Genomic DNA, 21322 nt, shown 5'->3' with positions numbered 1-21322 from the left:
CGCTGTTACGCCAAGGCGGAGTAGGTGGCGAGCAGGGTTTCGGTCCTGGCGAGGCCCGTGGCGGTGAGCTGGATCACGCCCGCGCTGCAGTCGGGCCGTTCGACCAGGCCCTTTTCGGCGAGCGCGCCGATCCAGCGGTGCGTGCGCGGCAGATCAAGCAGCGACAGCGCGCCGAGCGTCGCCGCATCGATCACCCGACCCTCGGCCTCGGCGAGATAGATCTGCACCAGCACGAGCCAGGCATGGTCGCCGAACAGGTCGTCGCCGAGTTGCTCGCGTCGTCGGTGCAGGCTCCGGTCGACCTTCAGCGCGACCTGCCAGAGCCGTTCGGGCATGACGACGTCGGGCACCGCGGTGAGCGCCTTGGCTTGCGGGAGGTAGAGCGTGCCGACGAGCCGGCCGGCCTCGAGCCCGCGGTCGAGCCGCGAGACATGGACGTCGACCCACACCGCGGCACCGCCGGGCTGGAGATAGCGCTTGCGGATGCAGACCGGACCCGCGCCGGGGGCGAGCATGGTGACCCGATCGATGTTGCGTTCGCGGTCGTCCGGGTGGGTGACGTCGGCATAGGACCGCCCGACGAGTTCGCTAAGCGGCCGTTGCAGCAGGTCCTCGACGGTCTGGTCCATCGTCAGTAGCAGACCGTTCGGGTCCGACAGGGAATGGCCGACGAGCATCGAGGCGGGAGTCCTTTGTAATCCCCCGTTCAGATAGGGCGCGATCACCCTTATATCAAATGTTTACGCCGCGATCGCTCAGCTGGAGACGAAGGTCAGCCCGGCATGCGCGATCAGCCGGTCGCGCAGTTTGGCGCCCATCAGCGCGCCCGGCGTCCAGATGCCGCCATCGCCCGCGACATCGCGCACGAGGCAGATCGCCGCCTCCGCGATCATCTTGCTGGTCGATCCATAGCCCGGGTCGCGATCACCGGTGACGACGGTGTCGATGCGGCTGCCATCGGGCATGATCCCTGCGAACAGCAGGTCGTAATGGCCTTCGTCGCGTTCGGCCTTGGAGGGGCCTTCGCCGGGCTTCGGGCCCTTGTCGCCGGCGAAGGGATTGAACTTCGCGATCGCCTCGGCCGCGGCCTTGCCCATGTCGCCGAGCCCCGCGACCATCATCTCGTCATAGACAAAGTCCGCGCCATAGGCCTTGCCGAGCAGGAAATTGGTGCGGTGGACGTTCTTGGTGTTGATCGGCGCCATCACGAACGGCGCGACCCAGGTCTGGAGCGTCGAGTCATATTCGGGGAGCAGCCCGGTCGGCTGATGCGGCCCGGTGAAGCCCGGGGTAAGCGCGAACGGGCTGGTCAGCAGCTTGACGATACCGGGATCGCGCGCGGCGGCGGCGAGCGTCGCCTTGAGACTGGCCGCGGTGCCGCCGGAGAAGGTGCCCTTCATCGTCCGGACGCGGCCCTTCACGCGCGGCGCAAGGCCGCCGTAGCGCGCCCTGGCCGCCTCCTGGAGCGTGAGCACGCCGAGATCGAACGGGATGCTGTCGAAGCCGCAGGAGAAGACGATCCGGGCGCCGGTGCGCGTGGCCTCCCCCTCGTGCGCGTCGATCATGTGGCGCATCCAGGCGGGCTCGCCGCACAGATCAACATAGGCGGTGCCCGATGCGGCGCAGGCGGCGACGAGGTCGGAGCCGTAGAGCTGGTAGGGCCCGACGGTCGAGATCACGACGGTCGCGCGCTCGACCATCGCGCGCAGGCTTGCCGGATCGGCCGAGTCGGCGGTGATGAGCGGCGTGTCGGCGGGTGCGCCGATCAGGTCACGAACCTCCTCCAGCTTGGCGCGCGACCGCCCGGCCATCGCCCAGCTCAGGCCGGTCGGATAGGTCTGGACCAGATATTCGGCGACCAGCCGGCCGGTGAAGCCGGTCGCGCCATAGATGACGATGTCGAAGTCGCGCATGTCCATCTCCCGTTTTGCCGCAAGTCTGCCCCGACCGGCGCCGCCCCGCAAGCGAAACGCCGCGTCTCGTCAAGGCGGGGCGGATCTGGCAGGATCGGGCAATGGCCTCCGACCCGAGCATCGTCGCGTTCATCGTCGAGCAGATCGCCGCCGCGGGCGAGGTCGCCGCGCGGCCGATGTTCGGCGAATATGGCGTCTATTGCGACGGGCGGATGGTGGCGCTGGTCTGCGACGACCGGCTGTTCCTCAAGCCGACCCCGGGCGGGCGCGCGTTCGCGGGCAGTGACGGCGCGCCGATCGAGGAAGCATCGCCCTATCCGGGGGCGAAACCGTGCCTGGTGATCGACGCGGATCGCTGGGACGATGCCGACTGGATGGCCGAGATCGTCCGGATCTCGGCCGCCGAACTGCCGCTGCCCAAGCCCAAGCGGGCGAAACCGCCGAAGGGCTAGGCCGCGTCGTTGAACTGCAGGCTGGCCAGCCGGGCATAAAGGCCGCTGTTGGTCATCAGCGCGCCGTGCGAGCCCTCCTCGACGATCTGGCCGTCGTTCATTACGATGATCCGTTCGGCGGCGCGGACGGTTGCGAGGCGGTGCGCGATGACGAGCGTGGTGCGGTTCGCCATGAGCCGTTCCAAAGCCTCCTGGACGAGCCGTTCGCTCTCCGCGTCGAGCGCGCTGGTCGCCTCGTCGAGCAGCAGGATCGGGGCGTCGCGGAGCAGCGCGCGCGCGATCGTCACGCGCTGACGCTGACCGCCCGACAGCCGCGCGCCGCCTTCGCCGAGGAAGGTGTCGAGGCCCTCGGGGAGTTTGCGGAGGAATTCGGCCGCGTTGGCGGCCTCGGCGGCGGCCCAGAGCTGGTCGTCGCTCGCGGTCCAGTCGCCATAGCGGAGATTGTCGCGCGCCGATGCGCCGAAGATCACCGTCTCCTGCGGCACCATCGCGATCCGGGCGCGGACCGCGGCGGGATCGGCGTCGCGCAGGTCGACGCCGTCGAGCGTCACGCGGCCCGCATCGGGATCGTAGAAGCGCTGGACGAGCTGGAACAAGGTGGTCTTGCCCGCGCCCGAGGGGCCGACGACCGCGACCGTCTCGCCCGGTTTGATGTCGAGCGAGAAGCCGTTGAGCGCGGCGACGTCGCGACGGGTGGGGTAATGGAACTGGACGCCCTCGAAGGCGAGCGCACCGCGCGACGGCTGCGGCAGCGCGACGGGCGCGGCGGGCGGCGCGATCTCGGGCGTTTCGCGGAGCAGTTCGGACAGCCGCCCGGCGGCACCCGCGCCGCGCAGCAGGTCGCCATAGACCTCGGTCAGCGCGCCGAACGCGCCGGCGACGATCCCGCCGGTCAGGACGAAGGCGGCGATCGCGCCGCCGCTGATCCGCCCGGCGGCGACGTCGACCGCGCCTTCCCACAGCACCAGCGTGATCGAGCCGAACAGCAGGCCGATGACGATCGCGGTCATGATCGCGCGCAACAGGATCCGCGCACGCGCCGCAGCGAAGGTCGCGCGCACCGCGTCACCGAAGCGGGTCGCCTCGCGGTCTTCCTGCCCGAACGCCTGCACGACCTTCATCGCGCCGAGCGTCTCGGTGGCGATCGAGCCGACATCGGCGACGCGGTCCTGCGAGGTGCGCGAATAGTTGCGGACGCGTTTGCCGAGCAGCGCGATCGGCAGGACGATCAGGGGGATGCCGATCATCAGCAGCCCGGCGAGCTTGGGCGAGATCGCGAACAGATAGATCAGCCCGCCGACCCCGGTGAAGGTGTTGCGCAGCGCGATCGAGACGGTGCTGCCGACGACCTGGTCGATCAGCGCGGTGTCCGAGGTCAGCCGCGAGGCGATCTCCGACGGGCGATTTTCCTCGAAGAAGCGCGGCGTCAGGGTGAGCAGGTGACGCTGGACCGTGGTGCGGATGTCCGCGACGACTCGTTCGCCGAGCCATGACACATAATAGAAGCGCACCGCGGTCGCGACCGCGAGCACGACGACGATCATAAGCAGATAGTGGAACGAGGTCCCGACCGATCCGCTCGCGCCCGGGCCGAAGCCGCGGTCGATCACCCGCTTGAAGCCATAGGGTATGCCGATCGTCGCGGCCGAGGTGGTTACCAGCGCGAGCCCCGCAAAGGTGATCTGGCGCGGGTAGTTCGCGGCGTGTCGCCACACCATTGCGAGGTCGCCGATCCGGCGGGGCGTCTTTTCGTCGAGTATCGGCTTGGCCATGGCGGATCGCCTAGCAGTGGCGAGGGTCACGCTCAACGGCAACCGCATGACGGCCGGGACGTTGGACGAGCAGGACGCGCACGGGATTGGGACACGCGCGCGCCTGCGTCCCGGCAATGCTCTGTTGCGCGGCAGCATAATTGCGTTACGGAAATGTTAACCCCTTTTGGGGTAGAGGATACCGAATGCTCTACGATGCCTATGAATTTCAGCGGTCGATGATGGCAGGTGCCAGCAGAATGGCCAGTTTCGGGGCGGGAATGCTGAACAATCCAGCAAACCCATTCGCCTATTTGGGCGGCGGCGCGGTCGTCGGATCGGCGCTGGAGGTGTTCGCGCACGTCAATGCGACTCGCGGAAAGCCGGCGTTCGGCCTCGACCACACGATCATCGACGGACGCGAATTCGCGGTCCGTGAGGAGATCGTGCTGCGCAAGGATTTCGGCCAGCTCAAGCGGTTCGTGCGGGAGGGCGTCGAGGGCGGACCCAAGCTGCTGATCGTCGCGCCCATGTCGGGGCATTATGCGACTCTGCTGCGCGGCACGGTCGAGCGGATGCTGCCGTTCGCCGATGTGTACATCACCGACTGGCGTGACGCGCGCAGCGTGCCGCTGTCCGCCGGGCGGTTCGATCTCGACGATTATATCGACTATGTGATCGCGTTCCTCGAGGCGATCGGTGCGAACGAGGGGCAGGGCGGCACGCATATGCTGGCGGTCTGCCAGCCGTCGGTGCCCTGTTATGCCGCGGCGGCGCTGATGAGCGCGGACGGCAATCCGTGTCGGCCGAAGACGCTGACGCTGATGGGCGGGCCGGTCGATACGCGCGAGGCACCGACCGCGGTCAACACGCTGGCGACCGAGCGTCCGCATACGTGGTTCGAACAGAATGTCATCGCGACGGTGCCGGCGAATTATCCGGGTGCGGGGCGCAAGGTCTATCCAGGCTTCCTGCAGCTTGCCGGCTTCATGTCGATGAACCTCGGCAACCACATGGTCTCGCATTGGGAGATGTATAAGCATCTCGTCCAGGGCGACGGCGAGAGCGCGATGGCGAGCAAGGGATTTTACGAGGAATATCGCTCGGTCTGCGACATGACCGCCGAATTCTATCTGCAGACGATCGACGTGGTGTTCCAGACCCACGCGCTGCCGCGCGGGTTGCTGACGCACCGCGGGCGTCCGGTCGATCCGGCGGCGATCACCGATATCGGCCTGTTGGCGATCGAGGGCGAGCGCGACGATATTTCGGGGCTGGGGCAGACCAAGGCGGCGCTGTCGCTGGCGACCGCTCTTCCCGAGGCAAAGAAGCGGTATCTGATCGCCGAGGGGGCCGGTCATTACGGGATCTTCAACGGCTCGCGCTGGCGCAACACGATTGCGCCGGTGGTCGAGGAGTTCATCACCGCGAACGGATAAGAATCCGCCAGTATAAAGGTCAATCGCGACCGCCGGTCCTGAAACCGGCGGTCACGATCGGTATCTGGGTCAGCCGACCGAGTCGACGACTGCGTGGCTGCTCGACTCGCTCGACGTGATCGTGCCGCCGAACAGCATCTTGACGCGTCCGGTCAGCGAAATGTCGGTTTCCCAGAGTTCCGCGCTGTTGATGTCGAAGCGCAGCAGCGTGAGGTTGGGGTCTTCCTTGCCGCCCGGAAACCAGGCCTCGACCTGGTTGTTCCACAGCTTGTCGATCTGCGTACGATCGTTCATCTGCGAGACGGTGCCGGCCATGCACGCGAAGAAATCATGCCCCTTGCCGACGAACTGCGCCATCGCCGCGCCGCCCTTGGCGATGCGGTTGTCGCGACCGGCGAAGAAGAACAGCACGTTGGGCTGATCGTCGTCGAGCTGCGCGGTCATCGGCTCGGAATGCTGGCCGTCGTCGAGGCCGATCATCACGAACGGGCTGGACTTCAGCTTGTCGAGGAAGGTGTTCGCGACTTCCTGCGGGGTATCCTTGTCGGCCATCGTCGTTCTCCTATTGGCTTGGATTGCCACAGAGAACGGGCGGGGCGGAGGATGGTTGCCACCGCCGCCCCGCGACCATCACAGCACCTCGAACAGGCCCGCCGCGCCCATGCCGCCGCCGACGCACATCGTCACGACGACATGCTTTGCGCCGCGCCGCTTGCCCTCGATCAGCGCATGGCCGGTCGCGCGCGCGCCGGTCATGCCGTAGGGATGGCCGATCGAGATCGCGCCGCCGCTGACGTTCAGCAGCTCGTCGGGAATGCCGAGCGTGTCGCGGCAATAGAGGACCTGGACCGCGAACGCCTCGTTCAGCTCCCACAGGCCGATATCGTCCATCTTGAGGCCGAAGCGCTTGAGCAGCTTGGGAATCGCGACGACCGGGCCGATCCCCATCTCGTCGGGTTCGGTGCCGCCGACCGCCATGCCGATATAGCGGCCGAGCGGCTGAAGCCCGCGCTGCGACGCGATCTTTTCCTCCATCAGCACTGAGGCGGACGACCCGTCGGACAACTGGCTGGCGTTGCCTGCGGTGATCGTCATGTCGGGGCCCATCACGGGTTTGAGCGACTGGAGACCCTCGAGCGTCGTGTCGGCGCGGTTGCCCTCGTCGCGGGCGATCGTCACCTCCTTGTAGGAGACGTCCTTCGTTTCCTTGTTGACGATCGCCATGTTCGCGGTGACGGGGACGATCTCGGCATCGTAATAGCCCGCGGCCTGCGCGGCGGCGGTGCGCTGCTGCGACTGGAGTGCATAGGCGTCCATCGCGTCGCGCGTGATGCCGTAGCGCTTGGCGACGACTTCGGCGGTCTGGAGCATCGGCATATAGACGTCGCGGTGCATCGCGAGCAGTTCGGGATCGGGGGCGACGCGCATCTGCGGCGTCTGGACGAGGCTGATGCTCTCGACCCCGCCGCCGATGGTGATGTCCATCTGGTCGGTGATGATCTGCTTGGCGGCGGTGGCGATCGCCATCAGCCCGCTGGCGCACTGGCGGTCGAGCGACATGCCGCTGACCGTCGTCGGCAGCCCGGCGCGGAGCAGCGAGGTGCGCGCGATATTGCCCGCCTGATGCCCCTGTTGCAGCGCGCAGCCGAAGACGACGTCGTCGACCTCGCCTCCGTCGATCCCGGCGCGTTCGACCGCAGCCTTGATCGAATGCGAGGCGAGCGTCGGCGCGGGGGTGTTGTTGAATGCACCGCGATAGGCGCGGCCGATCGGGGTGCGGGCGGTGGAGACGATGACGGCTGAACGCATGATGCTATCCTTTTTTCTGAAGTCCCCTCCCGCAAGCGGGAGGGGAGCGGTATCAAACGAAAACCTGGCTGATCCATTCGGCGATCAGGGCGGGCTTGTCCTGGCCCTCGATCTCGACCGCGAAGCTGTTGGTCTGCTGCCACTGGCCGGGGCGCTTCTCGTCGAACGACAGCAGCTTGAAGCGGCCGCGGACCTTCGATCCCGAGCGGACGGGCGTGAGGAAGCGGACCGAATTGCCGCCGTAATTGACGCCCATCTTCGCGCCCTCGATGGTCGGTGCGTCGGGGATCTTCGACGACAGGAGCGGCATCAGCGAGAGCGTGAGGAAGCCGTGCGCGATCGTCCCGCCGAACGGCGTCTGCGCCGCGCGGGCGGGATCGACATGGATGAACTGATGGTCGCCGGTGGCGTCGGCGAATTTGTCGATCATGCCTTGCGTGACCTCGACCCAGTCGGACAGCGTCTCGGTGCCGACGCGGTTCTGCATCTCGGCAGTGGTGATCGTCGCCACGGCATTCCCCTCCTAGCCTGTTTGGCGCTAAGCGCAGCGACGTCTCTAGGCGTACAGGCTGGCCGACCGCAAGCCTCACCCAACCGGAAGCTGGAAAATGTCGACTGCCGTAACGTCCAATGCCCGTAACACCATGGCAAAGCTGTACCGCGCAAGCGAACCCGATGTTCTAAAACCGCTGCTGGAGCGTGCCGCGCTCGATTCGGATTCGCGTGAGCGGGTGATGGGTCATGCGCTCGGCCTGCTCGCCGACCTTCGCGCGGCGCAGAGCAAGGGCTGGGTGAACCAGTTCCTCCAGGAATATCGACTGAATTCGTCGGAAGGGGTCGCGCTGCTCTCGCTGGCCGAGGCGTTCCTGCGCGTGCCCGATCCCGAGACCGCGGACCTGCTGATCGCCGACAAGCTGGGCGATGCCGACTGGCGTGCGCATGCGGGCAAGTCGAATTCGAAGCTCGTCAATTCGGCGACCTGGGGGCTGGTGGTCGGCCGCGTGCTGGTCGGCGAGGGTGCGACCGGGCCGCTGCGCCGGCTGATCAGCCGGGCGGGCGAGCCGTTCGTGCGGCAGGCGGTCGGTGCCGCGATGAAGATGATGGGCGAGATCTTCGTGATGGGCCGGACCATCGACGAGGCGATGAAGCGGATGCGGCGGCCCGAGAACAAGGGGTTCACCGCGAGCTTCGACATGCTGGGCGAAGCGGCGCGGACGCATGCCGATGCGCAGCGCTATTTCCAGGCCTATGTCGGTGCGGTCGACGCGGTCGGGCGCGATCCGGCGGCGGGGCATTCGATCTCGGTCAAGCTGTCCGCGTTGCACCCGCGCTACGAGGTCGCGCGGTGGAGCGAGTGCGTGCCCGCGCTGACCGAGATGCTCGAGGCGCTGGCGGTGCAGGCGGCGTCGAAGGGCATCGCGCTGACCGTCGATGCGGAGGAGTCCGAGCGGCTGGAGATGAGCCTCGACATCATCGGCACGGTCGCCGGGCTGCCGTCGCTGAAGGGCTGGGACGGGTTCGGCATGGCGGTGCAGGCGTATGGCAAGCGCGCGCGGCCGGTGATCGCGTGGGCGAACGGCCTCGACCGGATCATGAACGTGCGGCTGGTCAAGGGCGCGTACTGGGACAGCGAGATCAAGCGGACGCAGGTCGAGGGGCTGGCGGACTATCCGCTGTTCACGCGCAAGGCGGCGACTGACGTGTCCTACCTGGCGGTCGCCAAGGACATGCTGGCGGCGGAGAATATCCGGCCGGCCTTTGCGAGCCATAATGCGCTGACGGTCGCGACGATCATGGAATGGGCGGGCAACAGCCGCGATTTCGAGTTCCAGCGGCTGCACGGCATGGGCGACGGGCTGTACGAGCGGCTGGTACAGGAGAACGGCTATCACTGCCGCGTCTATGCGCCGGTTGGCGGGCACCGCGACCTGCTCGCCTATCTCGTCCGGCGTCTGCTGGAGAATGGCGCGAATTCGAGTTTCGTGCATCAGCTGGCGGATGAGCGACTGACCGAGGGGGAGATCCTCGCGGATCCGGTGGCGAAGATCGCTGCGGTCGGGGGCAAGCGGCATCCGAGCATACCGTTGCCGGTCGACCTGTTCGGGGCGGGCGGGCACCGGAATTCGGCGGGGCTCGATCTGAGTGACGTGGATACGCTGGCGGCGACTGTTAAGGTGGTGAATGCGCCGGTCGCTGCGTCAGGCCGCCACCCCGGCGAAGGCCGGGGCCCAATCGGGAGCGGTGACGTGGCCGAGGACGGCGCTTCGTCACGGCAGCCTTCCCAACTGGACCCCGGCCTGCGCCGGGGGGGAGCACCAGGGTTGGGCGGGGATCAGGTTACGGCCGCCATCACCCGCGCGCATGCGGCGTTCCCGGGCTGGTCGCGGTCGCCGGTCGAGGAGCGCGCGGCGTGTCTCGACCGGCTGGCCGACCTGCTCGAGAAGCATCGCGACGAGCTGATGGCGATCTGTGTGCAGGAGGCGTTCAAGACGATCCCCGACGCGATCGGCGAGGTGCGCGAGGCGGTGGATTTCTGCCGCTATTATGCGCAGCAGGCGCGCGCGAAGCTGCAGCCGATCGAACTGCCGGGGCCGACCGGCGAGCGCAACATGCTGCATATCGAGGGGCGCGGCGTCTGGGCGACGATCGCGCCGTGGAACTTCCCGCTGGCGATCTTCCTGGGGCAGACGGTGGCGGCGCTCGTCACGGGCAATGCAGTGGTGGCCAAGCCCGCGCCGCAGACGCCGCGGATCGCCGCGCGGGCGGTCGAACTCGCGCATGAGGCGGGCGTGCCGGCCGACGGGCTGGTCCTGGTCACGGGCGGGCCGGAGGTCGGTGCGGCGCTGACCGCGGACGCGCGGATCCAGGGCGTGGCGTTCACGGGGTCGACCGCGACCGCGCGCAAGATCGCACGCGCACTGCTCGAGGACGACAGCCGGCCGATCGTGCCGCTGATCGCGGAGACGGGCGGGATCAACGCGATGATCGTCGATTCGACCGCGCTGCCCGAGCAGGTCGTGGCGGACGTGATCGCCTCGTCCTTCCGCTCGGCGGGGCAGCGTTGCTCGGCGCTGCGGCTGCTGCTGGTGCAGGAGGATATCGCGGACGGCGTGATCGAGATGCTGTCGGGCGCGATGGACACGCTGAGGATCGGCCGTGCGGGCGATCCGGCGACCGATGTCGGGCCGGTGATCGACCAGGCCGCCTATGACCGGCTGATGGCGTATCGCGCGCGGGTGGCGGCGAAGACCGTCAAGACGCTCGACGTGCCCTCAGACGGCCTGTTCGTGCCGCCGACTTTGGTGCGGATCGGCGCGATCGAGGATCTGAACGAGGAGTGGTTCGGGCCGATCCTCCATGTCGCGACCTGGGAGGCGGGCAAGCTGAGCGAGACGATCGCGCGGGTCAACGCCAAGGGCTACGGCCTGACGATGGGGCTGCACAGCCGGATCGCGCGCGCGGCCGAGGTGATCGAGGCCGAGGCGGCGGTCGGCAACCTGTACATCAACCGGTCGATGATCGGTGCGGTGGTGGGCTCGCAGCCGTTCGGCGGCGAGGGGCTGTCGGGGACCGGGCCGAAGGCGGGCGGGCCGCGCTATCTCTACCGCTTCTGTGCGGAGCGGGCGGTGTCGGTCGATACCACGTCGGCGGGCGGGAATGCGACGTTGCTGTCGCTGGATGAGGGGGGGATCTGAGGGGGGGGGCGCCTATCCACTTTCTCCTCGTCATCCCCGCGTAGGCGGGGATCCATACTGGCTGGCGGTGAGGGCTATCTCGACCCGTCGAGTATATGGATCCCCGCCTTCGCGGGGATGACGAAGGGGTGTGGGCTTTATCTTGTATGAGACGTGCCGCGCTTCCTTCGTCCTCCCCGGCGGAGGCCGGGGCCCAGTTGGAGGACGTTATTGACGACGGGTGCGTTCCGTTACTGCGGCCTCGCCAACTGGGCCCCGGCCTTCGCCGGGGAGGTGTAATGGGTTGGCGTGGCGATTACCTTCAGACCCGGGGGCGGCGTCAGGTGGAGGGTGTATCCGCGCGCGAATGTTTCACCTCCGGGAATGGCATCACCATCGACCCGTCCGGGGCGGCGGTGAGGTTGACCTGGGTGGGGAAGGCGATCTCGATCTTCTCGTCGTTGAAGCGCTGGAGGATGGCGATGCCGACGGCGGTGCGGCCGTTGTAGAAGCTGGCATAGTCGGGGCCGTCGCTGTCGAACTGGACCTCGAAATCGAGGCTCGATGCGCCGAAGCCGGTGAAGCCTGCGCGGACGAAGATCTTGCCCTGCGCCTCGACCACGTCCTTCAGCATGTCGGGGATGCGCGCGCAGATTTCGGCGGGGGTGAAATAGGTGACGCCGATGATGAACTTCGCACGGCGATGGTTGCGCTGCGTGTTGTTGAGGATCTCCTTGTTGAGGAGGTTCTTGTTCGAGATCACGCGCTCCTCGCCGTCGATACCGCGGATGCGGGTCGATTTCAGGCCGATCGCCTCGACGCTGCCCGAGGCGGTGTCGTAGCTGATCGAATCGCCGCGGCGGAACGGGCGGTCGAAGATGATCGCGAGCGCGGCGAACAGGTCGGCGAAGATGCCCTGCGCGGCCAGACCGATCGCGATGCCGCCGACGCCGAGGCCTGCGACCAGGCCGGTCACGTTGACGCCGAGATTGTCGAGCACGACGACCATCGCGACCGCGAACACGACGAAGGTGACGAGCAGGCGGATCAGCCCCATCGCCGACAGCAGAGCCTCACCCGAATAATGCTCGGACTGGGTGCGGTGCTCGATCGCGCCGAGAATGATCTCGCGCACCCAGACCGCGACCTGGAACACCGCGGCAACGGTGAAGAGGAAGTTGACCGTAGTCGCGACCTCGCCCGGTGCGGCGGAATAGCCGTCGACGAGCTTGGCAGCGAGCATGACGATGAAGAAGTTGCTGGTCCGCGAGACCGCCTTGCCGACGACGATCCCCCAGCCGTTGAGCGCGCGCGGCCGTTCGCACAGCCGGCTGCCGAAACGCCGGGCGGTGTGGAGCGCAAGGACGATCAGCGCGCCGGCGCCGAACGCGATCAGGATCTGCAGCCAATAGGCCTGGACCCAGGCGAGGCTGGCGGTGACGAAGCCCTGTGCCTGGCTGCCGACATCGCTCGCGTTGAAGATCGGGGCCTTGGCGACGCTGTTCGTATTGGACATCTGGATACTCGTCAGGCCGCGACGGCGATGGTCGCGGGCGTGCCGGCTTCGAGGAAGGCGATCAGGCCGCATTCCTCCCGGCTGAGATAGCGCTTGGCGCGCGGGAGGCGGAGCGCCTTGCGGAAGGTCGACTGGCCCTGTTTGACGAGGTCGATCAGGGCGGGGTGGACATAGCTTTTCCGCGCGATGGCATGCGTGTTGCCGAGCCGCGCGACGACCGGCTCGAGCATCGCCTTGAGGCTGAGATCGCGCTCTGCCGAGGCAAGCGCCTCGAACGCGGCGACGCTGGCTGCCCAGGTGCGGATGTGCTTGGCGGTGAAATCGGTCCCGGTGACCGCCTGGATATAGGCGTTGACGTCGCTCGAAGTGACGGGATGCGCGACGCCGTCATCGTCGAGCCACGCGAAGAGATGCTGTTCGTCGAGGTCCTGGCATTTCTTCACGAAGCTGCTGAGCGAGCGATCGGTGATTTTGAGCGTGCGCATCTTGCCCGACTTGCCCTTATATTCGAGCCGGAGCGTGGCGCCCTTCACCGCGCCGTGCCGCTTGCGGAGCGTGGTCGCGCCGAAGCTCTCGTTCGCGGCGGCATAGGCCTCGTTCCCGATGCGGATATGCCCGCCGTCGAGCAGGCGGAGGACCGCGGCGACCGCACGGTCGCGGCTGAGCGAGCGTTTGCGCAGATCGGCCTCTACCGCCTTGCGCAGCTTGGGGAGGGCGAGACCGAAATCGGCGCAGCGCTCGTATTTCGCGGCGTCCTGCGCCTCGCGGAAGCCGGCGTGATAGCGATATTGCTTGCGACCCTTCTCGTCCCAGCCGACCGCCTGGATATGACCATTGGGCTTCGGGCAGAACCAGGCGTTGCTGTAGGCGGGGGGCAGGCCGACCGCGTTCAGCCGGTCGATCTCGTCGCGGTCGGTGATGCGGGTGCCCGATGCGTCCCAATAGCCCCAGCCGGCGCGCATCTTGCGGCGGGAAATGCCGGGCTTGCTGTCATCTGAATATACGAGTCTGCTGGGCAATGCGTCGTTCCTTCCGGCCGACATTCGAAATGTTCGGGCGGGCGCATCGTTCCGGAACGACCCGCGCGGCGCGGGGTTGAGGGGGCACGGGATTTCACTGGAGACATGACATGGCCGATCTTTCCCAGGCACGCATTCTGATCCTCGCCACCGACGGTTTCGAGACCGTCGAGCTGTTCGAACCCAAGAAGGCGCTCGAGGCGGTGGGCGCGAAGGTGACGCTCGCGTCGATAAAGACCGACCCGATCCAGGGCATGAAGGGCGACATCAACAAGGCCGAGACGATCACCCCCGAGCTGACGCTCGACGAGGTCGATACCGACGATTACGACGCGCTGGTGCTGCCGGGCGGCGTCGCCAACCCGGACGCGATGCGCGTCCAGGAGCGCGCGATCGAGATCATCACCGAGTTCATGGAGGACGGCAAGATCGTCGCCGCGATCTGCCACGCGCCCTGGCTGCTGGCCGAGGCGGACGTGATCGACGGGCGCCGGCTGACGAGCTTTCCGTCGATCCGCACCGATCTGGAGAATGCCGGCGCGGAGGTGGTCGACGAGGAGGTCGTGGTCGACGACAATCTGATCACCAGCCGCAAGCCCGACGACATCCCTGCGTTCAACAAGGCGATCATCGCGGCGCTCGAGGAAGAATTGGCGGACGAGCCGGTCGACTGACGGCCGACGGCCAAAGGCGACGAGATACCCGGGGGTCAGCGTGTTTGCTGGCCCCTTTTCTTTGCTTGGCCAAAGCGGTTGATCCAGGCCTGCACGGGCCGCTCGACGCCGTGGTACAGCGCGAGGGAGGCGAGCAGGATCGCGATGAGAAGCGCGCCGATCAGGAGCGGCGGGACCGCGACCGCGCTGGCGACGAACGCCATCTTGAACGCGGTCCAGAGCAGCGAATGGCTGAGATAGGTCGAAAAGCTGATTTCGCCGAGCCGGTGGAGTGGCCAGGAGGCGAGCGGGTTGCGGGGGCGGTTCGAGGTCAGTGCGATGGCGAGCAGCAGTGCCGCGAGTGCGGCGGGTATCGCGACGATCTCGTTGACGAGGCCGGTTGCGAAGCTCGCAAAGCCCAGGCTGCTGACGCACACTGCTGCGACGAGTGCGCGCCGGGGCTGTTTGTGGTGGCGCAGCCACAGGGCCGCGACCGCGGTGCCTGCTGCGAATTCGGTGACGCAGCGCAGGATGCCGAACCAGGGGATCGCCTGGCCGAGCGTCGTCATGCCGTTCGATCGCATCACGTAAGCGAGCAGGCCCAGCGCGACCGCGATTGCCGCGATCAGGCCCGGTGTCGGGACGCGTCGCCAGTCGATGACGAGCGGGAGCAGCGGGAAGACGAGATAGGCGAACATCTCGCTCGAGATCGACCAGGCGGGATCATTCCAGTCGAGCGCGGTGACGCCGAACCAGTCGCGCGTCATCGGCCAGTTCTGAAGCAGGAGGATATGTACCGGCAACCGGTCGAGCGGGAAGCGCGGGTCAGGGGGGCGTCCGGTCAGCGCGAGCGCGGCGACGATCAGCAGCGCGAAACCGAGCATGACGAGATGGAGCGGCCAGATCCGCGCGACCCTGCGGCGCAGGAAGCCGGGGATGGCGCGCCAGCGCTGCACGGCGATCCGGTCGGCATAGCTCAGCCAGATCACGAAGCCCGAGAGCAGGAAGAAGAAGTCGACCGCGAGATAGCCCTTGGCGAGAAAACGCTGCACGCCGTCGGACACGCCGAGCACGGCGCGGAGATGGAACAGCACGACGAACCAGGCGGCGACGCCGCGCGCGCCCGTCAGCGCCCTCAGTTCGCTCATGCCGGCAGGGGGCCGGGGGCGGGGCGTCGCATCGGGCGGAAGCTCGCGTCACGGCGCTTGCGCCCGAGATAGGTGTCGAGCCCGATCTGCGCACCGATCAACATGTAGATGAACGGCTGGAACGCGATCGCGATGAACGCCGCGCCGAGCAGATAGACGAGATGGCCGCTCTGCAATGCGGCGGCGAGCGGGCCGGCCCAGGCGAACTGCCCCTCCGGATCACGGTAGCGGCGGCGCAATATCTCCATCCGGACGAGGCCGCCGAGATTGAGGACCAGCCATAGCGCGAGCCCCAAATAGCCCTGTTCGCCCAGCATCTCGAAATAGGCGCTGTGATAGGCGCGCGCCTTGTCTTCCTCGACACGGCCCGGCGTGGCAGCACCGGTGCCGGCGAGGTCGTAGCGGATGCGGTTGCCGCGATAGGCCTCGAACCCACCGCCGAACGGATGCGATTTGGCATAGTCGATCGTCCACTGCCACACCGCGATCCGGGTCGAGGCGGATTCGTCGGCTTGGTAGGTCTTGATCGTGTTCATGCGGTCGGTGAAGGTCGAGGGCAGGAAGGGGATCGCGATCAGCCCGAGTGCGCCGAGCCCCGCCAGATACAGCGCCTTGCGCTTGACGACGCGCAGCGACAGGACCGCGAGCAGCGCGATGCAGAGCAGACCGGTGCGCGTCGAGGTGCCGACCGGGATCAGCAGGCAGGCGAAGACGAGCGCGACGCAGAAGCCGCGCACGCGCCAGTCGGGTCTGAAGATCGTCCCGTAGCGCATGAACCAGATGATGATCGGGATGATCGCGACCGCGACCGCGCTGATCGTGCTGCCTTCGTAGAGCCCCGAATTATTGTCGACCATCAGGTTCAGCTGGCCGTAACCGCCGCCGCCGCTGGCGATCGTCTTGATCCCGCCGACGATGATGATCGAGGCCGCCGATAGGATCATGAACAGCAGCAGCGCCTCGATCCGGAGCCGGGTGCGCAGCGTCAGCGGCAGGAACGCGGCAAAGGCGAGCGCCTTCCAGACCCAGTCCCATTTGTCCTTCGCCTCGATCGGGAAGTCCGCGGCGAGCGTGGTCGCCCAGCAATAGAGCAGCAGCACGACGATCAGCAGCTGACGCGGCGCGACGCGGGTGTCGCGCTTGTCGTCGGCGATCAGCCAGCCGCCGACCGCCAGCGCGACCGCGATCAGCGAGATGGGGACGGTGTTGAGCAGCAGATAGGTCAGCCGCTGCGGCGAGACGATGTCGATATAGACATAGGCGAGGACGAGCAGGAACGGACGCCGGAACCCCAGCGCGAAGATCGCAGCCAGAAAGGCGATGAAGGCGAGATCACGCACGCGGGCGGCGTCCGTCACGGTCGAGCGTGTCGGTACCCGTGCGATCGTCGTCGGATTTCGGCTCGGAATCGAGATCGGGGCGGCGCAGGAGCAGGATCGCGGCGATCATCATCAGGCCGTGCGTCAGGCCCAGCGCGAAATTGTCGATCATCGGCCCGCCTTTCCGTGTCTGCGCGGTCCCGTTGCCGCCCGTGTCCGTCGCAGCGGCATAGGCCATGGCGGTTGACGCGCCGTTAAGCGCTGTCATGGCAACACGCTACTCACGATGCGCATTCTTCATATCCTCGACCACGGCCTGCCCCTGCAGAGCGGCTATACCTTTCGCACGCGGGCGATCCTCAAGGCGCAGGAGGCGCGCGGCTGGACGGTCGCGGCGGTGACCGGGCAGCGTCATGGTCCGGCCGCCGCCGCGGTGGAGTCGGTCGACGGGCTGACCTTCCACCGGACGCCGGCGACGCGCCGGTCGGGGCCGCTGGGCGAAATTGCCGGGATCCGCGCCTTTGCCCGGCGGATCGAGGCGGCGGTCGATGCCTTTCGCCCCGATATCCTGCACGCGCATTCGCCGGTGCTCGATGCGCTGGCGGGGTTGATCGTCGCGCGGCGGCGCAAATTGCCGCTGGTCTACGAGATCCGGGCGTTCTGGGAGGATGCCGCGGTCGGCAACGGGACCGGGACCGAGGGATCGCTCGCCTATCGCACGACGCGTGCACTCGAGACCTGGGCGGTCGGCCGTGCCGACGGCGTCGCGGTGATCTGCGAGGGGCTGCGCAACGACCTGATCGCGCGCGGGATCGACGGGGGCAAGATCATGGTGTCGCCCAACGGCGTCGACCTGACGCTGTTCGGGGCGGTGCCGCCGCGCGACGACGCGCTGGCGGCGACGCTGGGGCTCGACGGCAGGGACGTGGTCGGCTTCATCGGCAGCTTCTATGACTACGAAGGGCTGGACGACCTGATCGCGGCGATGCCCGCGCTGGTCGCCGCACGGCCGGACGCGCGGCTGCTGCTGGTCGGGGGCGGGCCGATGGCGGATGCGCTGGCGGCGCAGGCCGCGGCCTCGCCGGTCGCGGACGCGATCCATTTCGTCGGCCGGGTGCCGCATGCCGAGGTCGAGCGCTATTACGGGCTGATCGACATCCTCGCCTATCCGCGCAAGCGGATGCGGCTGACCGATCTGGTGACGCCGCTCAAGCCGCTCGAGGCAATGGCGCAGGGGCGGATGGTGGCCGCGTCAGACGTGGGCGGACACCGCGAGTTGATTCGTGACGGGGATACGGGCACGCTGTTCCCACCCGACGATCCGCCAGCGATCGCGGCGGCACTGGCGGGGATGTTCGACGATCGCGCGGACTGGCCGTCGCGCCGCCAGCGCGCGCGGGCGTTCGTCGAGGGCGACCGTAACTGGTCGTCAAACATTTTGCGTTACGAACCGCTTTACCATCGGCTGATACAGGCTGAATGACGGACCATGGCATGACCGAATTCCATCGACAGTCCCCGATCCGCCACCTTCCCGTCGCCGCCGCGCTGCTCGTCGCGGTCGCCGCGATCATTGGCTTCGTCGCGATGCCGGGGACGCTGCTCGAGGAACTGGTCTGGCGGACCGGCGTCGCCGCGCTGATCCCCGCCGCACAGCCTCCGCTGGGGACGACAGCGCGCGTCGTCCTCGCGCTGGCCACCGCAGTCATCGGCGCGGCGGTGACCTGGTCGGCGCTGTTCCTGCTGGTGGGGCCGGGGGGCCTGCTGGTGCGTCCGCCGCGTCGCCGCGACGACGGCGTGCCAGTCGTCCGCCGGGCCGATGCGCACCCTGACGCGCCGCCACGCCGGCCGATGACCGCCGCCGATCTCGGCACGCCGATGATGGAGGTGACCGCGGCGAACCCGGTCACGCTCGAGCGGTCGATCCCCGCGGACCTCGACCAGCCGCTCGCGGCGTTCGACCCGCATGCGATCCTGCCGGTGCCGATGGCGCCGATCCGGCCGGTGACGCCGCTGGTGCAGGCGGAGGCGGCGCCGGTCGCGCCAGCCGCTCCGGTGGAAGACGAGGAGCGGGTCGAAGCATTAGCCGACGCATCCGTCGCGATCGACGAGCCGGTGGAGGCTGCGACGGTCCCGATCATGGTCAGCGAGCCGGTTGCGCCTCGGGTCTCGGTGGCCTGGTCGGCGCCATCGCCGGTTCCACCGTCAGCTGGGGCCGTCAACGGCGCGGCGCGGCATGAGCCGCGTCTGGTCGATACGCCGGCGCCGGCTGCATCGCCGTCACCGCCTTCGATCGAGTCGCTGTTGCGGCGGCTGGAGCAGGGTGCGACCCGGCGGCGTCAGGCGACATCGGGCTGACATACCGCGACCGCGTGAAACCGCTGTCGATACGAAGAAACCTCTGATACCGATTGCTCGAAAACGACGGTCGGAGGGGTCATGGCGCAGGTCGCGGATCAATCGAAGTTCGAAGAAGCGCCGCCGACGGCGGAGCCTGACGGGCAGGCGGGGGCGACCCGCTATGGCTGGTATGTGCTGTCGATCCTGTTCCTGGTCTATGTACTCAACTTCGTCGACCGGCAGATCATCTCGATCCTTGCCGAGGACATAAAGCGCGATCTGGGGCTGAAGGACCAGGATCTCGGGTTCCTCTACGGGACCGCTTTCGGGGTCTTCTATGCGCTGTTCGGCATTCCGCTCGGGCGGCTTGCGGACAATTGGCACCGGGTGCGGCTGATGACGATCGGCCTGACGCTTTGGTCGGTGATGACGGCGGTGTCCGGCCTGTCGCGGACCGGCGGGCATCTCGCGGCGGCGCGGATCGGCGTCGGCATCGGCGAGGCGACCGCCAGCCCGTCGGCCTATTCGCTGATCTCCGATTATTTCCCCAAAAGGCTGCGCGCGACCGCGTTGTCGATCTATTCGGCCGGGCTTTATGTCGGTGGCGGCTGCTCGCTGTTCATCGGCGGGGCGATCGTGCAGGGCTGGAACCGGGCCTATCCGGGGGGCGGGCCGTTCGGGCTGGTCGGGTGGCAGGCGGCGTTCATGGCGGTCGGCATCCCGGGGCTGCTGCTTGCGATCTGGATCGCGACGCTGAGGGAACCCATCCGCGGGCATGTCGAGGGGCTTCCCGAACCGGCGCCGCACCCCGCACCGTTCCGCGCCTTTGCCGGCGAGCTGCTGACGATCGTACCGCCGCTGACGCTGATCGGTGCGGCGATGGGCGGGGTCGGGGCGTTCGTCGTCAACCTCGCCGGGCTGGCGATCGTCACGCTGGCGGTTGTCGGGCTGGTGGCAGCGGGCGAACCCTGGCCGCAATGGGTGGCGATCGGGACCGGCGTCTATGCCGTATTCTCCTGGGCCTGTGCGCTGCGCCGCCGCGATCCGCCGACCTTCGCGCTGATCATCGGTACTCCGGCGTTCCTGTGCACGGTCGTCGCCTATGGCCTGAACGCGTTTCTGAGCTATGCGGCGAGCTTCTGGGCGGCGCCCTATGCGCTGCGCGTGCTCGGCGCGACGCCGTCGAGCGCGGGGTTCCTGCTCGGCGGGCTGGGCGCGCTTGCGGGGTTTCTCGGGCTGACGATGGGCGGGGTCATGTCCGACCGGTTGCGGCGGACCAACCCGGCGGGGCGGCTCTTGGTGGTGATCTTTGGCGCGGTAGTGCCGGTGCCGTTCCTGTGCCTCGCCTTCACCGCGTCGGCGCCGCTGCCCTTCTATGCCGGGATCTTCCTCGCGCAGATTACCGCGAGCTGTGCGCTCGGTGCTGCGGCGGCGACGACCCAGGACCTGGTGTTGCCGCGGATGCGGGGGACGGCGACCGCGACCTTCTTCATCGGGACGACCCTGATCGGGCTGGCGCTCGGGCCGTATCTGGCGGGCCGCATCTCGACGCTCAGCGGGAGCCTGTCGGTCGGGATGCTGTCGCTGCTGGTCAGCGTGCCGATCACGCTGGCCACAGCCGTGGCGGCGTACCGGCTGGTCCCCGCCGCCGAGGCTTCGCGCGAGGCGCGGGCCCGGGCGGCGGGGGAGGTCGCCTAGCCATGGCCCCTCGTTGAGGATGTCATGGCTAGGCTAAGTGGTTCAGCTCGGCTGGAACACGCCGCAGGCGATGCGGCCGCCGCTGTTGCCGGACGGATCGGTCATCAGATCGTCGGGACCGGCATGGACCACGAACGCCGAACCATCGGCATCGAGCAGCCCGGCCATGGTCGCGCCCGGGATCGTGACGCCGACCGTGCCGCGGCCGTCGGTGCCGGTGATCAGGTTGGGCAGATCGCCCTCATGCGGCCCCTGCGGGTTCATCGACCCGTGCTTCATCGATGTCGGGTTCCAGTGGCCCCCGGCGGTCGTGAAGTCGGGCGCGTCGCAGCGACCGGTCGTGTGGATGTGGACGCCGTGCGTGCCCGGCGGCAGCGCCTTGGCATCGACGGTGAAGCGCAGTCCGCCCGCGACGTCGGTCGCGGTCGCCCGGCCGACATCGACCCCGGCGGCGTTCATCAGCATCGCGCGCGCGCTCTGCCCGCCTGCGACCGGCGTCCCGGTCTCGAGCCCCTTCTGATCGCAGGCCGCCAGCCCGAGCGCTGCTGCACCGACCAGCGCAAATGTTGCAATCCGCATGTCCGTCTCTCC

At 68.0% G+C, this 21322-nt stretch carries 19 protein-coding genes; 7 read left to right on the top strand and 12 right to left on the bottom strand.

The window, feature by feature from the left end; genetic code table 11:
* Positions 1-5 precede the first annotated feature (5 nt).
* The gene (locus IFS44_RS02090; RefSeq protein ID WP_192097308.1) at positions 6-677 is read right to left on the bottom strand and encodes a PAS domain-containing protein; all 672 of its coding nucleotides are present in this window, start codon (positions 675-677) and stop codon (positions 6-8) included.
* Between the two features lie 78 nt (positions 678-755).
* The gene (locus IFS44_RS02085; protein WP_192097307.1) at positions 756-1913 is read right to left on the bottom strand and encodes a saccharopine dehydrogenase family protein; all 1158 of its coding nucleotides are present in this window, start codon (positions 1911-1913) and stop codon (positions 756-758) included.
* A gap of 101 nt (positions 1914-2014) precedes the next feature.
* Here IFS44_RS02085 and IFS44_RS02080 point away from each other — a divergent pair, with 101 nt between their 5' ends.
* Positions 2015-2365, top strand: coding sequence for a TfoX/Sxy family protein (locus tag IFS44_RS02080; protein WP_192097306.1), 351 nt, complete (start codon positions 2015-2017; stop codon positions 2363-2365).
* Here IFS44_RS02080 and IFS44_RS02075 read toward each other — a convergent pair.
* Entirely contained in the window at positions 2362-4137 is a 1776-nt protein-coding gene (locus IFS44_RS02075; protein ID WP_192097305.1) for an ABC transporter transmembrane domain-containing protein, read from the bottom strand. The genes IFS44_RS02080 and IFS44_RS02075 overlap by 4 nt on opposite strands.
* A gap of 185 nt (positions 4138-4322) precedes the next feature.
* Here IFS44_RS02075 and IFS44_RS02070 point away from each other — a divergent pair, with 185 nt between their 5' ends.
* A complete protein-coding gene (locus tag IFS44_RS02070) occupies positions 4323-5555 on the top strand; it encodes a polyhydroxyalkanoate depolymerase (RefSeq protein ID WP_192097304.1) in 1233 nt (410 codons plus the stop codon).
* Between the two features lie 69 nt (positions 5556-5624).
* Here the strand turns inward: IFS44_RS02070 and IFS44_RS02065 are convergent, their stop codons facing one another.
* The 3 genes from IFS44_RS02065 to IFS44_RS02055 all read right to left on the bottom strand — a co-directional run bounded on the left by IFS44_RS02065 (position 5625) and on the right by IFS44_RS02055 (position 7875).
* Complete coding sequence (locus IFS44_RS02065) at positions 5625-6107, bottom strand: pyridoxamine 5'-phosphate oxidase family protein (RefSeq protein ID WP_031394543.1); 483 nt, start codon at positions 6105-6107, stop codon at positions 5625-5627.
* A gap of 78 nt (positions 6108-6185) precedes the next feature.
* Complete coding sequence (locus IFS44_RS02060; RefSeq protein WP_192097303.1) at positions 6186-7364, bottom strand: acetyl-CoA C-acyltransferase; 1179 nt, start codon at positions 7362-7364, stop codon at positions 6186-6188.
* 52 nt (positions 7365-7416) lie between these two features.
* A complete protein-coding gene (locus tag IFS44_RS02055) occupies positions 7417-7875 on the bottom strand; it encodes a MaoC family dehydratase (RefSeq protein WP_082451336.1) in 459 nt (152 codons plus the stop codon).
* 133 nt (positions 7876-8008) lie between these two features.
* Here IFS44_RS02055 and putA point away from each other — a divergent pair, with 133 nt between their 5' ends.
* Positions 8009-11059, top strand: a complete 3051-nt coding sequence (gene putA / locus IFS44_RS02050) for a bifunctional proline dehydrogenase/L-glutamate gamma-semialdehyde dehydrogenase PutA (protein WP_244649888.1) — start codon at positions 8009-8011, stop codon at positions 11057-11059.
* Positions 11060-11378: 319 nt separating this feature from the next.
* Here the strand turns inward: putA and IFS44_RS02045 are convergent, their stop codons facing one another.
* Together IFS44_RS02045 and IFS44_RS02040 are read right to left on the bottom strand one after the other, a co-directional pair.
* Complete coding sequence (locus IFS44_RS02045; protein WP_192097301.1) at positions 11379-12554, bottom strand: mechanosensitive ion channel family protein; 1176 nt, start codon at positions 12552-12554, stop codon at positions 11379-11381.
* Between the two features lie 11 nt (positions 12555-12565).
* The gene (locus IFS44_RS02040; protein ID WP_244649828.1) at positions 12566-13597 is read right to left on the bottom strand and encodes a DNA topoisomerase IB; all 1032 of its coding nucleotides are present in this window, start codon (positions 13595-13597) and stop codon (positions 12566-12568) included.
* A gap of 86 nt (positions 13598-13683) precedes the next feature.
* Between IFS44_RS02040 and IFS44_RS02035 the strand changes: the two genes are divergently transcribed.
* Positions 13684-14247 (top strand): type 1 glutamine amidotransferase domain-containing protein, encoded by a 564-nt coding sequence (locus tag IFS44_RS02035; RefSeq protein ID WP_107933286.1) that lies wholly within the window; start codon positions 13684-13686, stop codon positions 14245-14247.
* A gap of 35 nt (positions 14248-14282) precedes the next feature.
* On the opposite strand, the gene IFS44_RS02030 is transcribed toward IFS44_RS02035, so the two are convergent.
* The 3 genes from IFS44_RS02030 to IFS44_RS02020 are packed head-to-tail and all read right to left on the bottom strand — an operon-like array spanning position 14283 to position 16931.
* A complete protein-coding gene (locus tag IFS44_RS02030; RefSeq protein ID WP_192097300.1) occupies positions 14283-15374 on the bottom strand; it encodes an acyltransferase family protein in 1092 nt (363 codons plus the stop codon).
* On the bottom strand, positions 15371-16714 hold the full coding sequence (locus IFS44_RS02025; protein ID WP_192097299.1) for a putative O-glycosylation ligase, exosortase A system-associated: 1344 nt from the start codon (positions 16712-16714) through the stop codon (positions 15371-15373). Before IFS44_RS02025 ends, IFS44_RS02030 begins: the two co-directional genes overlap by 4 nt.
* Positions 16707-16931, bottom strand: a complete 225-nt coding sequence (locus tag IFS44_RS02020) for a hypothetical protein (RefSeq protein ID WP_206757809.1) — start codon at positions 16929-16931, stop codon at positions 16707-16709. The genes IFS44_RS02025 and IFS44_RS02020 overlap by 8 nt, the downstream gene beginning before the upstream one ends.
* A gap of 48 nt (positions 16932-16979) precedes the next feature.
* Here IFS44_RS02020 and IFS44_RS02015 point away from each other — a divergent pair, with 48 nt between their 5' ends.
* The 3 genes from IFS44_RS02015 to IFS44_RS02005 all read left to right on the top strand — a co-directional run bounded on the left by IFS44_RS02015 (position 16980) and on the right by IFS44_RS02005 (position 20731).
* Positions 16980-18176, top strand: coding sequence for a TIGR04063 family PEP-CTERM/XrtA system glycosyltransferase (locus IFS44_RS02015; protein ID WP_192097298.1), 1197 nt, complete (start codon positions 16980-16982; stop codon positions 18174-18176).
* Between the two features lie 11 nt (positions 18177-18187).
* Positions 18188-19051 carry a hypothetical protein gene (locus IFS44_RS02010; RefSeq protein WP_192097297.1) on the top strand — a complete coding sequence of 288 codons (864 nt, stop codon included), beginning with the start codon at positions 18188-18190 and terminating at the stop codon, positions 19049-19051.
* 81 nt (positions 19052-19132) lie between these two features.
* Positions 19133-20731, top strand: a complete 1599-nt coding sequence (locus IFS44_RS02005) for a spinster family MFS transporter (RefSeq protein ID WP_192097296.1) — start codon at positions 19133-19135, stop codon at positions 20729-20731.
* 42 nt (positions 20732-20773) lie between these two features.
* Here IFS44_RS02005 and IFS44_RS02000 read toward each other — a convergent pair whose 3' ends face one another.
* Positions 20774-21310 carry a superoxide dismutase family protein gene (locus IFS44_RS02000; protein ID WP_192097295.1) on the bottom strand — a complete coding sequence of 179 codons (537 nt, stop codon included), beginning with the start codon at positions 21308-21310 and terminating at the stop codon, positions 20774-20776.
* Positions 21311-21322 lie beyond the last annotated feature (12 nt).

The sequence above is a fragment of the Sphingomonas sp. CFBP 13706 genome (assembly GCF_014842355.1).
Taxonomy (GTDB): domain Bacteria; phylum Pseudomonadota; class Alphaproteobacteria; order Sphingomonadales; family Sphingomonadaceae; genus Sphingomonas; species Sphingomonas aerolata.
The sequence above is the reverse complement of the archived record's forward strand: the minus strand, read 5'-3'. Positions and strand labels throughout refer to the sequence as shown.

Bases quoted from the DNA above. Each gene is read 5' to 3' on its own strand.
- IFS44_RS02090 (WP_192097308.1), bottom strand. From the start codon at position 677: ATGCTCGTCGGCCATTCCCTGTCGGACCCGAACGGTCTGCTACTGACG.
- IFS44_RS02085 (WP_192097307.1), bottom strand. From the start codon at position 1,913: ATGCGCGACTTCGACATCGTCATCTATGGCGCGACCGGCTTCACCGGC.
- IFS44_RS02080 (WP_192097306.1), top strand. From the start codon at position 2,015: ATGGCCTCCGACCCGAGCATCGTCGCGTTCATCGTCGAGCAGATCGCC.
- IFS44_RS02075 (WP_192097305.1), bottom strand. From the start codon at position 4,137: ATGGCCAAGCCGATACTCGACGAAAAGACGCCCCGCCGGATCGGCGAC.
- IFS44_RS02070 (WP_192097304.1), top strand. From the start codon at position 4,323: ATGCTCTACGATGCCTATGAATTTCAGCGGTCGATGATGGCAGGTGCC.
- IFS44_RS02065 (WP_031394543.1), bottom strand. From the start codon at position 6,107: ATGGCCGACAAGGATACCCCGCAGGAAGTCGCGAACACCTTCCTCGAC.
- IFS44_RS02060 (WP_192097303.1), bottom strand. From the start codon at position 7,364: ATGCGTTCAGCCGTCATCGTCTCCACCGCCCGCACCCCGATCGGCCGC.
- putA (WP_244649888.1), top strand. From the start codon at position 8,009: ATGGCAAAGCTGTACCGCGCAAGCGAACCCGATGTTCTAAAACCGCTG.
- IFS44_RS02045 (WP_192097301.1), bottom strand. From the start codon at position 12,554: ATGTCCAATACGAACAGCGTCGCCAAGGCCCCGATCTTCAACGCGAGC.
- IFS44_RS02040 (WP_244649828.1), bottom strand. From the start codon at position 13,597: ATGTCGGCCGGAAGGAACGACGCATTGCCCAGCAGACTCGTATATTCA.
- IFS44_RS02035 (WP_107933286.1), top strand. From the start codon at position 13,684: ATGGCCGATCTTTCCCAGGCACGCATTCTGATCCTCGCCACCGACGGT.
- IFS44_RS02030 (WP_192097300.1), bottom strand. From the start codon at position 15,374: ATGAGCGAACTGAGGGCGCTGACGGGCGCGCGCGGCGTCGCCGCCTGG.
- IFS44_RS02020 (WP_206757809.1), bottom strand. From the start codon at position 16,931: ATGGCCTATGCCGCTGCGACGGACACGGGCGGCAACGGGACCGCGCAG.
- IFS44_RS02015 (WP_192097298.1), top strand. From the start codon at position 16,980: ATGCGCATTCTTCATATCCTCGACCACGGCCTGCCCCTGCAGAGCGGC.
- IFS44_RS02010 (WP_192097297.1), top strand. From the start codon at position 18,188: ATGACCGAATTCCATCGACAGTCCCCGATCCGCCACCTTCCCGTCGCC.
- IFS44_RS02005 (WP_192097296.1), top strand. From the start codon at position 19,133: ATGGCGCAGGTCGCGGATCAATCGAAGTTCGAAGAAGCGCCGCCGACG.
- IFS44_RS02000 (WP_192097295.1), bottom strand. From the start codon at position 21,310: ATGCGGATTGCAACATTTGCGCTGGTCGGTGCAGCAGCGCTCGGGCTG.